This window comes from Subtercola boreus, assembly GCF_003399635.1.
GTDB lineage: Bacteria > Actinomycetota > Actinomycetes > Actinomycetales > Microbacteriaceae > Subtercola > Subtercola boreus_B.
Genome location: NZ_NBXB01000003.1, coordinates 1 through 11,746, shown reverse-complemented (window position 1 = coordinate 11,746; position 11,746 = coordinate 1). Strand labels below are relative to the sequence as shown.

Below are 11,746 nucleotides of genomic sequence, written 5' to 3'. Positions count from 1 at the left end.
TTCAAAAGAACGTTCTGAACACCCGGCGCTGGAACACTCGCGAGGAACTCCGCCTCGCGATCGTGGTGTGGATCGAAACGAAATACAACCGCCGACGCCGCCAACGGGGCCTCGGCAAACTCACCCCCGTCGAGTTTGAGACAATTTACACAACCGCAAACGCGGCCTGAAAACCATCAACCCCCAGTGACAACCAAACTCTGGGCAGACCCCAGCCCTGTGCGGGCCACCGGTCCTCGACGCTCTCGGTGAGCGGACGGTTGACCGAGAGACTCCCGGCGTCGACGGTGTCGAGCCAGCGCTCGACTTCGGCAGAATCCAGGGAGTGGATGCCCGCAGCCAACCCGTAGCCTGTGCTGTTCTGCAGCGCGATGGCCTCCTCGAGGGTCGCTACGTGCGTCACGCCGAGCACGGGCCCTGCCCGTTCGGCATGAGGAAATGCGGAGGCGGCCGTCACGCCCGCCCGCAGTCCGGGCGACCACAGCAGGCCCGCCTCGTCGAGTCTCTGAGGTTCGACGAGCCAGCGCTCGTCGTCGCCCAGCGTCGTCAGTGCATCCAACAGGGCACCGTCGGCGGAGCGGATGATCGGACCCATCCCGCTCGCAAGAGCCGTCGCCTCCCCCACCCTCAGCGACGCCACGGCATCGACAAGCTGGCGGGTGAACCGTGCCGACTTCGCGACCGACCCGACGAGAATGACGAGGTGCGCCGCCCGGGGGTGCTGGCCGGAATGCGCGAACGCGCTGGCCACGACGTCGGACACGGCCAGATCGACGTCGGCGCTCGGGGTGACGATGAGGGAATTGCGACCGCCCGTCGAGGCGATCAGTGGCAGGTCGGGGCGCCACGACCGGAGCTGTTCCGCGGCCTCGAACGAACCGGTGAGGAGCACGCGGTCGACGCGCGGGTCGGTGAAGAGCTGGCGGTGGAGGGCGGTGGTGTCTGGATGCCCGGGGCCGGCCGGCTGGGCGGGGTCGGCCGGCTGGGCGGGGCGCTCCGGCTGGGCGGGGCCGGCCGGCCGGGCGGGGTCGGCCGTCTGGGCGGGGTCGGCCGTCTGGGCGGGGTCGGCCGGCGGCCCGGCGACGGGATACTCCGGCACGCCGAGCTCCACCAGGAGCAGCACCTCGCGCGGAACTCCCGCCTCCCACAGCACCTCGCAGAGGAGCGCGGATGACCGGCCCGCCTCCGCCGCCGGCTTCAGCACCACGGCCGCACCTGCCCCCAGCGCCGCGAACACACCGCCGGCCGGATCGGAGACGGGGTGGCTCCACGAGGGCGCGACCACGATGAGTGCAGGCGGAACGAATCGGGCACCGTCCACTTCGCCGAGCTCCTCGGCCAGAACGGCGCTGTGGGCGGCGAGTTCCACGGCTGCGCGCACGTCGGAGTCGGCATCCCGGAAAATCGTGCCGGTCTCGCTCACCATCACTTCGATGAGCAGGTCGCGGTTGGCGTCGAGCGCCTCCGCCGCACGTCGGAGCGTGACTGCCCGCTCGTGGGCGGGCCGCGATCCCCAGAGCGCACCTGCCGCCGCAGCTCGTTCGAGCAGTGCGTCGAGCGTGGAGGGGGCGACGATCCGGGCCGCTGCGTCGGTCGCGCTGCCGAGTCGGGAGCGCGCTGCCCGATCCAGGATGCGGCGGGCCCGCTCACGATCGGCCGGGAGAGAGCCATCGGGGTGGGCGGGGTGGGCGGGGTCGGCGACACCCTCAGAATCCTCCCGAGAACCCGCCTGCCCCACGCCGTTCAGCGCGGCGAGGAACCTGTCGCGCTCCCTGACGAACACCTGCTGGTCGACAGCGGGATCGAATGCCGACGCCAGCAGATTCCCGTCGCGGGCGGCCTCGCCGAGTCGGCCGATGAGGTAGTCGGTCGCAGCCGCGAACTCGCGTGGGTGCACGACCGGAGTGTGCAGCAGCACGCCACCGACGCTCTCGCGAACCGCCGCGACAAGCCTCGAGGATGTGCCGGACTCCAGCTCGACAGCGAGCCGGTCGGCCACCCCCTGTCGTTCGGCGAGCAGCCACGCGAAGGCGGTCTCGAACAGGCCGCAGCGCGCGATGACGATCCGCACCGCATCCGAACCCTGTGCGGTCAGCGCCCGGTCGAGCAGACGCTCGAGGTCAGCAGCGGCGGCGCTCCGGGAGCTCGGATGCGTCTGCACCACCCGAACCGTGATGCGCGCTCCGCCCGCCTCGACTCGCGCGCTCGCCCACTGCTGCAGTCGATCCAGTGCCGGGAGCGCGCCGGGCAGGCCGGCCGGGAGCGTGATCCCAGCCTCGAGCCCGTGGAACTGCGGACGGGAGAGGATGCTCTGCAACGCCGCGACCGCCAACTCGAGGTGGTGGGACTCCTCGAAGTCGAGGGTGAGGAACGCCGCCTCCGTGCGGGAGTCTTCCTTCGGCAGGGCCTGTTCGTACAGCGGTACGAGAACCTCAGCCACCCGCTCGACCGTCTCGTCGAAATCCCAGAGCGTGAGACCGTCGGCGATCGAGGGCAGGGCCAGCAGCACGTGGTCGATGTCATCGCGCGCGAGAAAGTCCCGCACCGCGGCCCGGCGCCGGGCGGCACCCGCCTCGCCGAGCACCGGCTCACCCACCGGGGCGAGGTTCACGTGTGAACCGTCGGCGGTGAGACGCGCGATCGTCTCGCCCAGCTTCGACGGGGTCGCGTCGGCGATGACGGGCGCGACCATCCGGCGCAGCACGCGCGTCGACGCGGGAACGACAGCCCACGGCAGCGCCTCGCCGACCGTGCTTCCCACGCGGATGGCTGACCGCAGGCGCGCCGGAAGCGACTCGGGAACCCGAGAGCTGAGGCGTTCGAGGTTCCCTGCGGCGACAGTATTGTCCTCGGGGCGGACGACACCGTCGACGAACTCGATGGCGAAGGCGAGACCGTCGGGTTCGCGGAGCAGACCGGCGAGCCGGGCGGCCGCGGAGTCTGGGCGTCTGCCAGCCGAGTCGGCGCCCCTGCCGGCCGAGTCGGGCGCCCCGCCGGTCGCCTCATTCGCAGCCGCGCCAGCGCTCGGCGCGTCCTCGTGCAGCCAGGTGCGCACCAGCACCACGGCCGCCGCACCGAGGCCCGCAAGGACGCCCCGGTCGCCCGGGTCGCCAAGATCGCCCGGTTCGCCGACGGCTGTCGGCCCGGCGTGCTCCGCGCGCGCTACGTCGTCGTCCGCGGCATCCGGAGCCGCATCGGCCACACGATCATCGGACTTCTGGTCGACCATGCTCCGACAATAACGCCGTGCGGCCGACGACGATCGGGGGACACACCTCAGTGCCAGCGGTGATCCTGGATCGTGGCACGCGGCCCGAACTTCGGCTTCGGCACACCGCTCGCGAGGATCAGGCGAACCAGGCGCTGGCGGTGTCCGCGCCACGGCTCCAGCAGCTCGAGCATCCCCTCGTCGTCGACGGGTTTGCCGATGAGCACCCAGCCCACATGTGCAGCCAGGTGGAAGTCGCCGACGCTCACGGCATCAGGATGCCCGTGGGAGCGTTGGCTCGTCTCGGCGGCCGTCCACGGGCCGATGCCGTGCACGGTCTGGAGTTTCTCGAGCACGCCGTCGTACCCCGGCGCTCGGGCATCACCCGGGCCGGCGGGCGCCCCGGGGTGCGCGAGCCGGTCGAGCCCCGCCGCGCCCGCGGCCGCCGCCAGCACGGCCCGGGACCGGTTCGGTCCCACCCCCGCCCGGTGCCACTCCCACGACGGCACGAGCCGCCACTGCCGCGGGCTCGGCTGCACCCGCATTCCCTCGGGTGCGGGCCCGGGCGGGATCTCGCCGTACTTCGCGACGAGGTACCGCCACGCCCGACGGGCCTCGATCGTCGTGACCTTCTGCTCCAGGATAGTCGGCACCAGCGACTCGAACACGAGAGCCGTCGAGGTGAGCCAGAGGCCCGGATGCTGCCTCCGCACCTCGGCCAGCGGCGGGATGCGTGCCAGGTCGAACCCGCTCCAGTCGTCGCCGTCGCCCAGGAGGCCGGGAAGAGCATCCAGAGCCCACCCGGCACCCGCGCCCCAGGCGGTCGCCTCCACCCGGCCACCCGCGCGGGCTTCTGCGTGCAGTGTCGCGGTTCCCTCAGGCGTGCGGATGGCGCGCCAGAACCCGTTCGGAGTGAGGCGCATCGTCGGCTCGTGCACACCCCGCAGCAACGGACCGACCGTCTGGCGGAGGTTCACCGGGCGCGCGGGCGAGTACGTCGTCGTGAGGGGCCGCGGATCGGCGAGCAGGGCATCCATCCTGCCGCCACCCTAGTTCGCCCCGCCGACACTCGCGACCCCGCTGCCCCCGCCTCGCGCCGCCGTCCCTCGATCGAAAGGGCAGTTCGGGCCCTGCAACCGCAACCTCAGGGCCCGAACTGCCCCCTCGATCAGACGGCGACGGCCGAAGCGGAGGCGCGGGCGGAGGACCGAGCGGCGGCGCGGGCGGATGCCGCGGCGGCGAGCTCCCGCAGCAGCACGGCCGTCGTGTCCCAGTCGATGCACGCGTCGGTGACGCTCTGGCCGAAGACGAGCGTGCCCGCACCGGCACCCGCGGCACCCGCTGCCGCATCGAGCTTCTGCGCGCCGCCGACCAGGAAGCTCTCCATCATGATCCCCGAGATCGCATCACCCGCCACCACCTGGGCGGCGAGCTCCCGCACGACCGAGACCTGGCGCACGTGGTCCTTGCCGCTGTTGGCATGGCTGGCGTCCACGATCACGCGGGGAGGCAGACCGGCCCGTCTGAGCAGCGAGGTCGCCGCTGCAACAGACGCCGACGACGAGTTGGGCCCGCCGCGTCCGCCGCGGAGGATCACGTGACCCGCCGTGTTGCCGGTCGTCTCGACGGCCGCAGCCATCCCGAGCTCGTCGATCCCGAAGAAGACGTGCGGCTGCGCCGACGAAACGCACCCATCGACCGCCACCTGCACATCCCCGTCGGTCGCGTTCTTGAACCCGACCGGCATCGAGAGCCCCGAAGCGAGCTGGCGGTGGATCTGGCTCTCCGTCGTGCGCGCCCCGATCGCACCCCAGCTGACCGCATCGGCGATGTACTGCGGGCTCGTCGGCTCGAGGAACTCGCATCCCACGGGCAGCCCGAGGTCGAGGATGTCGCGCAGCAGCAACCGCGCTATGCGGAGTCCATCGGCCACCCGGTGCGTTCCATCCAGGTACGGATCGTTGATGAGCCCCTTCCATCCGCCCGTCGACCGGGGCTTCTCGAAGTACACCCGCATGACGATGAGCACGGAGTCCGCGAGTGAGGCGGCGAGCGGGGCGAGCCGGCGCGCGTATTCGAGTGCGGCATCCGGATCGTGCACCGAACAGGGCCCGACGACAAGCAGCAGGCGCGGATCGTCGCCGCGGAGGATCGCCTCGATCTCCGCCCGGGAGCTCGACACGAGGTCGGACTGCGCGGGCGAGAGCGGCAGCTCGCTCCGGAGCTCCTGGGGTGTCGGCAGCGGTGCGAAGCGGGTGACGCGCAGGTCTTCGGTGGTGCTCATGAAACGGTTCCGTTCCGGCGAGCAGCTTCCTGAGCCAACCCGCCATTAATGGCGAAAGGCAGAGACCGTTGTCTCTGCCCGTTGGCTCTGGAAGGTGGTGTGCGCGATTACAGCGTCGGCCCTCCCAGAGCCAACTCGAAATACGCATACCAACGACTGTGCATGGCAACACCCTAGCGCGTGATGGGCGGATCCGTATGCTTCAGGGATGACCGATCATCCACTCGCCGACGACGCCGTCGGCACTGACAGCGACGATGCCGCCGATGCCCTCGGTGAGTCCGTCGACATCGCCATCGTCGGCGGCGGGCACAACGGGCTCGTCGCGGCGGCCTACCTCGCCCGCGCGGGCCTCTCCGTCACCGTGCTCGAACGCCTGCCCGACGTCGGTGGCGCGGCGGTCTCGGCGTCGCCGTTCGAGGGAATGGATGCCCGCCTCTCCCGGTACTCGTACCTCGTGAGCCTGCTCCCCCCGCAGATCATCGACGAGCTCGGGCTCGACATCACGCTGGTCAGGCGCCGATTCTCGTCGTACACCCCCGTGCCCGGCTCCGATCGTGGCCTGCTCGTCGACACCGGGGATGCCGCGGCCACGGCCGCCTCGTTCGCCTCCATCGGGGCAGGCGCCGATGCCGCCCTCTTCGCCGAATTCTATGAACACTGCGCCTCGCTCGCGCGTCAGCTCTGGCCCACCCTGACCCAGCCGCTCCGGCGCCGTTCGGAGCTCCGCACCGCGGCCGTGGCTGCCGGCCTGCCGCACGTCTGGAACGCCATGGTCGAACGCCCGATCGGCGAGATCATCGAAGCGCACGTCCAGAACGACACCGTGCGCGGGGTGATGCTGACCGACGCGCTGATCGGCACCTTCGCCCGGGCCCACGACGCGGATCTCGCCCAGAACATCTGCTTCCTCTACCACCTCATCGGCGGCGGAACCGGTGACTGGGATGTTCCGGTCGGCGGGATGGGCGCGGTCTCGGCGGCGCTGCTGAAGGCGGCTCTGGATGCCGGAGCCACCGTCGTGACGAACGCCGAGGTCACCGCGCTCACGCCCGGCGGCGTGGTGACGTACCGCGCTGCGGCCTCCACCACCACCCTCGCCCCCTCCTCCACCCCCGCCGCCACCACGCTGCGCGCGGGGACCGTGCTCGCGAACGTCGCGCCCGCCGTGCTCGCTGCTCTGCTCGCCGCGGGCGCCGAGCCATCGAAGGGACCCGAACTGCTCGAATCCCCGTCCGTTGGAACCTTTTGCGGCCCTTCGACCGGGGCCGAGACCGTGCGCGAGGCGCCGGAGGGCGCCCAGGCCAAGGTGAACCTGCTGCTGACGCGGCTGCCGCGGCCCCGCGACGAGACCGTCACCCCCGAGGCGGCATTCGGCGGAACCTTCCACATCAACGAGGGGTACCGACAGCTCGACGACGCCCATCGCGCGGCGGCCGGCGGCGCTCTACCCGATCCGCTCCCCGCCGAGATCTACTGCCATTCGCTCACCGATCCGAGCATCCTGTCTGCCGAATTGCAGGCATCAGGGGCCCAGACCCTCACGGTGTTCGCGCTGCATGTTCCGCACCGGCTGGTCACCGAGGCCACGAACGATGCCTTCCGCGCCGACGTCCAGGCGGCCGTGCTCGCCTCGCTGAACAGCGTGCTCGCCGAACCGATCGAGAGCTGCCTGGCGCTGGATGCCGCGGGCGAACCGTGTATCGAGACGAGGACCACGCTCGATCTGGAGCACGCCCTCAGGATGCCCGGGGGCAACATCTTCCACGGCCCGCTCTCCTGGCCCTGGGCCGACGACGACGAACCACTCGACACGCCCGCCGAGCGGTGGGGTGTTGCGACGGCGCTTGAGAACATCCTGCTCTGCGGTTCGGGTTCCCGGCGGGGAGGCGCGGTGAGCGGGCTCGGCGGGCACAGCGCCGCCATGGCTGTGCTCGAAGCGCGCGGCATGCAGCTTCCCGGCGCAGAATGAGAGACGGGCGTGCCACCGCACACCTCAGCCACACGAACGACCAGGAGACGGGCATCCAGTGACCATCACAGACAACGCGGTCTACGTCGACGGCCGCCGGGTCATCGAACCGAAGACCCTCGACGAGACCTTCGAGGTGATGCGGGACCACCACGGGGTCGCCTGGATCGACCTGAGCCACCCCGACAAGACGGAACTGCAGGCCGTCGCCGACGAGCTGGGCCTCCACCACCTCGCCGTGGAGGATGCCCTCACCGGGCACCAACGCGCGAAACTCGAGCGCTACGGGGAGACGCTCTTCCTCGTGCTGCGGCCCGCCCACTACCTCGACGACGTCGAGAAAGTGAAGTTCGGCGAAGTGCACATCTTCATGGGGCAGGACTTCGTCGTGTCGGTGAACCACTCCGACTTTCCCGAGATCGCCGCAGTGCGGAAGCGGCTCGAGGAGCGCCCGCAGCTGCTCGCTGAGGGTCCTCACACCATTGTCTACGGCATCCTCGACCTGGTCGTCGACGAATACGCGCCCGTTCTGGCGGGTCTCGAGAACGACATCGACGAGATCGAGGACCAACTCTTCAACGGCGACCGCGCCGTGTCGAAACGCATCTACGACCTGCTGCGCGAGGTGATCTCTTTCCAGCGGGCGACCCGGCCACTCGTCGACATGCTCGCCCGGATCGTCGACGGGCTCGAGGGCGAGTCCGAACTCGAGATCAAACGGCACTATCGCGACGTGGCCGACCATGCGACGCGCATCACCGATCGCACGGATTCCTTCCGATCGCTCCTCGAGAACGCACTGACCGTGCATTCCACACTGATTGCGGAACGCCAGAACGACGAGATGACGCGCATGACGGAGACGAGCCTCGCGCAGGGCGAGCAGGTGAAGAAGATCTCGTCCTGGGCCGCGGTTCTGTTCGCACCCACCCTGGTGGCGGCGATCTACGGGATGAACTTCGCGAACATGCCCGAGCTGCAATGGCCCCTCGGCTACCCGTTCGCGCTCGCGCTCATGCTCGGGTCGGGCGTGGCGCTGTACTTCGCGTTCAAGAAGCGCGGCTGGCTCTGATTCCGGATGCCCGGCCACGCCCCGGGCATCCGAAGACCGTAAAATCGGGGCGTGGCCGTTTCGAAGATCATCCTGTTCTACGTGTTCGCGCCGCTGGCCGATCCTGATGCGCTGCGGCTCTGGCAGCGTGACCTCTGCGAGAGTCTGGGGCTCCGGGGCCGCATCCTGCTGTCGGCGCAGGGCATCAACGCGACGCTCGGGGGCGAGCTCGATGCGGTGAAGAAGTACCTGCGGAAGACCCGCGAGTACCCCGCGTTCAAGGGCGTCGACGTGAAGTGGAGTGAGGGGACAGGGCTAGATTCAGCATCCGCGACGTCTTCCGCGCCGCACGGTTTCTCCCGCGACTTCCCCCGGCTGAGCGTGAAGGTGCGTGACGAGATCGTCAGCTTCGGCGCCCCCGGCGAGCTGCGGGTGGACGATCGGGGTGTCGTCGGCGGGGGAACCCGGCTGTCGCCGCCCGAGCTGCACACCCTCGTCGACCAGCAGCGCGAGGCCGGCGACGACGTGGTGTTCTTCGACGGGCGCAACTCGTTCGAGGCAGAGATCGGCCGGTTCGAGGGCGCGGTCGTACCCGCTGTGGCCAACACCCGTGACTTCGTCGCGGAACTCGACAGCGGCGTCTACGACCACCTCAAAGACAAGCCCGTGGTGACGTACTGCACGGGCGGGATCCGCTGCGAAGTGCTCTCGTCGTTGATGGTGTCGCGCGGATTCTCGAACGTGTACCAACTCGACGGCGGCATCGTGCGCTACGGCGAGACATACGGCGACTCTGGGCTCTGGAAGGGCTCGCTGTATGTGTTCGACGACCGAATGTCGGTCGATTTCACACCGGATGCCCGGCCGATCGGCTCGTGTCCCCGCTGTGGAGCATCCACCAGCCGGATGCAGAACTGTCTCGACCCGGCGTGCCGCACGCAGCTCGTGGTGTGCGCCGACTGCTCGTCCACAGCTTCCGTTTTCTGCGAGTTCCACACAGGTGCCGCAACCCCCTGAGCCTGTTGTGCCCGGCCGATCTAGGCTGAAGTCATGACCATCTCCCTTCAGTCCAAAGCCGACGAACTGCTCCATCTGCACACCTCCCCCGAGATCCTGACGGTGGTGAACGTGTGGGATGTGATCAGTGCCCGCGCCATCGCCGACATCCCCGAGACCACGGCGCTGGCTACCGCCAGCCACAGCATCGCCGCGCTCTACGGCTACGACGACGGCGAGAACATCCCCGTCGAGCTGATGATCGACATGGTCGGCCGCATCGCCGCCTCGACCTCGCTGCCCGTCAGCGCAGACCTCGAGGCCGGCTACGGCGACCCCGGCGAGACCGTCCGCAAGGCGATCGGGGTCGGCATCGTCGGCGCCAACCTCGAAGACCAGATGAAGCCGTTCGACAAAGCCGTCGCCGCAGTGTCGGCCGCCGTTGCTGCCGCTGCCTCTGAGAACGTGAACTTCGTGCTGAACGCCCGCACCGACGCCTTCGTCAAAGCCGGCGACCGCCCCCACGACGAGGTCGTCGCCGACGCCATCGCGCGTGGCCGCGCCTTCCTCGATGCCGGCGCCGCCTGCGTCTTCGTGCCCGGCAGACTCGACCTCACCACCGTCGAGCGCCTCGTCGAGGGCCTCGGCCAGCAGCGCGTCAGCGTCATCAACGTGCCCGGCTCCCTCGCCCCCGCCACCCTCGAGAAGCTCGGTGTCGCGCGCATCTCCTACGGCCCCTGGACCCAGCGCGTCGCCCTCACGGCTCTGGCCGACCTCGCCATCAGCCTCTATGCGAACGGCGAGCTGCCGGGCGGAACCCGCCCCCTGAACTGAGGCGAGCCGAGCCGAGCCGCGGCGCGGCTGCTCGGCGCCTCCCCTCGTCAGTAGGCGTCGAGTAGCCCGATGCGGTGCTCTACCTCGGGGATCATCCTCACGGACAGCAACTTCGGCACGGCGCCCTCGACGAATGGTCTCAGAACTGTCTTCAGGAGCAAGGTGCAGAAGTTGATGTCGAGCCACCCAAAATACTCCCCAATCGTCGCGTCGATCCTCACCAGCCACGGGAACGTCACAAGCCACCCCACGAACCCGAGCGGAACGTAGACCCACAGCCCGAAGGTGCGGATGAGCACGAGGACCAGCGCGCCCGGAAACTTCACTTTGGCGTCAATCACGAAAGCCTCCTCCGTTGTCCACATCTGCCGGCCTGGGCGGCGGGAGTCTGCAGTGCCCTGACGGCCTCACCGCTTTCATCGATCGCGCCAGACGCTGGCAAGCCCGCCCCCGAGCCGAGCGCCTCGAGCGGCACAAGTATCCAGAGGATCAGCCTGCGGAGCACCATCGCGAGAATCAATTCGCCCATGCGCAGGCCGTGATCGATCAACGTCTCCTCCGAACATTCCCCTTATCGGGTGAGGGGGGCCGCCAAACCACGTCACGTCGCGCATTCAAGTGTCGAACCAGCTCTTCTGTCTTCTTTGCGCTTGGGGGAACGATCCCGGGAAAACCGGAACTAAGGAGGACGATCCGGAGCACCTCCGTATGAGTCGGCAGCCTGATGGGCAGCAATACTCCGTTCGAAGTCGTGGTCTGCTCGCTGATCCATGAGGGCTGGAGGGAGCCCACCACCTGCGACCAGCAAATATGGAGAATTTCTTGCGTCGGAGCGTGCCCATCAACAATTCGGAGACCGTCATCGTTGGCAACAAGCGTCAGGAAGTGACTCTCGTACCGCACAAGCTGCGACTCCGAGATGAGGGCGAGTGAGCGTTTGGTCTCGTCCGCCAGACGGCATCCCATGACCACCGCCTCCGGATGTGAGCGCTGATAGCGGCAGCCACGGATCTGCGAAACTGCCCGCATGGCCGTCAAGACTCCGAAGGAAATTGCCAGCCCAACAACCACCAGAACAGCGATGATGACGACGCCATGCGACCCGTCGTCCCCTCCGTCTCGGAAGACAATGACCAACGAGCTTGCAATAAGCATTAACGCGCTGGCCGGCTTTGCCGGTCCAGCCTTTCCGAACCGAGATCCGGTCTGCCATTCCGCTCTCATCACGCGCCACAGCCCAAATGGACATTGCTGCAAGTGCCGACAGCAGGCTGGGTGACGTCCCTGTGAGTGGTGGGGTTTCGGGTTCTTGAGCGTTGCATCGTCGACGTGAGAAGCCACCGTGTGATGGTCAGTGAGAACCGACTAAAACTCTCACGCAAAGGACACCACACGATGGCT

General features: G+C 69.0%; 9 protein-coding genes. 5 read left to right on the top strand and 4 right to left on the bottom strand.

Features of this window, described 5'->3' with window-relative positions; genetic code table 11:
* A partial coding sequence (locus B7R22_RS00780; RefSeq protein WP_216363343.1) for an IS3 family transposase occupies positions 1-170 on the top strand: 170 nt, incomplete at its 5' end.
* Here the strand turns inward: B7R22_RS00780 and B7R22_RS00775 are convergent.
* The 3 genes from B7R22_RS00775 to B7R22_RS00765 all read right to left on the bottom strand — a co-directional run bounded on the left by B7R22_RS00775 (position 146) and on the right by B7R22_RS00765 (position 5,492).
* A complete protein-coding gene (locus B7R22_RS00775) occupies positions 146-3,229 on the bottom strand; it encodes a proline dehydrogenase family protein (RefSeq protein ID WP_116409932.1) in 3,084 nt (1,027 codons plus the stop codon). The genes B7R22_RS00780 and B7R22_RS00775 overlap by 25 nt on opposite strands.
* A 47-nt stretch (positions 3,230-3,276) precedes the next feature.
* Positions 3,277-4,245 (bottom strand): DNA-3-methyladenine glycosylase family protein, encoded by a 969-nt coding sequence (locus tag B7R22_RS00770; protein ID WP_116409931.1) that lies wholly within the window; start codon positions 4,243-4,245, stop codon positions 3,277-3,279.
* Between the two features lie 131 nt (positions 4,246-4,376).
* Entirely contained in the window at positions 4,377-5,492 is a 1,116-nt protein-coding gene (locus B7R22_RS00765; protein ID WP_116409930.1) for a 3-deoxy-7-phosphoheptulonate synthase, read from the bottom strand.
* Positions 5,493-5,700: 208 nt separating this feature from the next.
* On the opposite strand from B7R22_RS00765, the gene B7R22_RS00760 reads away from it, so the two are divergent.
* Genes B7R22_RS00760 through B7R22_RS00745 form a run of 4 tightly spaced genes read left to right on the top strand, consistent with a single transcriptional unit; the run spans position 5,701 to position 10,345 of the window.
* A complete protein-coding gene (locus tag B7R22_RS00760; RefSeq protein WP_116409929.1) occupies positions 5,701-7,464 on the top strand; it encodes a phytoene desaturase family protein in 1,764 nt (587 codons plus the stop codon).
* Between the two features lie 58 nt (positions 7,465-7,522).
* Entirely contained in the window at positions 7,523-8,536 is a 1,014-nt protein-coding gene (locus B7R22_RS00755) for a magnesium and cobalt transport protein CorA (RefSeq protein WP_116409928.1), read from the top strand.
* A 51-nt stretch (positions 8,537-8,587) separates the two neighbouring features.
* Complete coding sequence (gene trhO / locus B7R22_RS00750) at positions 8,588-9,532, top strand: oxygen-dependent tRNA uridine(34) hydroxylase TrhO (protein ID WP_116409927.1); 945 nt, start codon at positions 8,588-8,590, stop codon at positions 9,530-9,532.
* A gap of 33 nt (positions 9,533-9,565) precedes the next feature.
* Positions 9,566-10,345, top strand: coding sequence for an isocitrate lyase/PEP mutase family protein (locus tag B7R22_RS00745; protein WP_116409926.1), 780 nt, complete (start codon positions 9,566-9,568; stop codon positions 10,343-10,345).
* 47 nt (positions 10,346-10,392) lie between these two features.
* Here the strand turns inward: B7R22_RS00745 and B7R22_RS00740 are convergent, their stop codons facing one another.
* Positions 10,393-10,686 carry a hypothetical protein gene (locus B7R22_RS00740; protein ID WP_116409925.1) on the bottom strand — a complete coding sequence of 98 codons (294 nt, stop codon included), beginning with the start codon at positions 10,684-10,686 and terminating at the stop codon, positions 10,393-10,395.
* Between the last annotated feature and the right edge of the window lie 1,060 nt (positions 10,687-11,746).

Coding starts and splice junctions, on each gene's coding strand:
- B7R22_RS00770 (WP_116409931.1), bottom strand. CDS start 4,245: ATGGATGCCCTGCTCGCCGATCCGCGGCCCCTCACGACGACGTACTCG.
- B7R22_RS00775 (WP_116409932.1), bottom strand. CDS start 3,229: ATGGTCGACCAGAAGTCCGATGATCGTGTGGCCGATGCGGCTCCGGAT.
- B7R22_RS00765 (WP_116409930.1), bottom strand. CDS start 5,492: ATGAGCACCACCGAAGACCTGCGCGTCACCCGCTTCGCACCGCTGCCG.
- B7R22_RS00760 (WP_116409929.1), top strand. CDS start 5,701: ATGACCGATCATCCACTCGCCGACGACGCCGTCGGCACTGACAGCGAC.
- B7R22_RS00745 (WP_116409926.1), top strand. CDS start 9,566: ATGACCATCTCCCTTCAGTCCAAAGCCGACGAACTGCTCCATCTGCAC.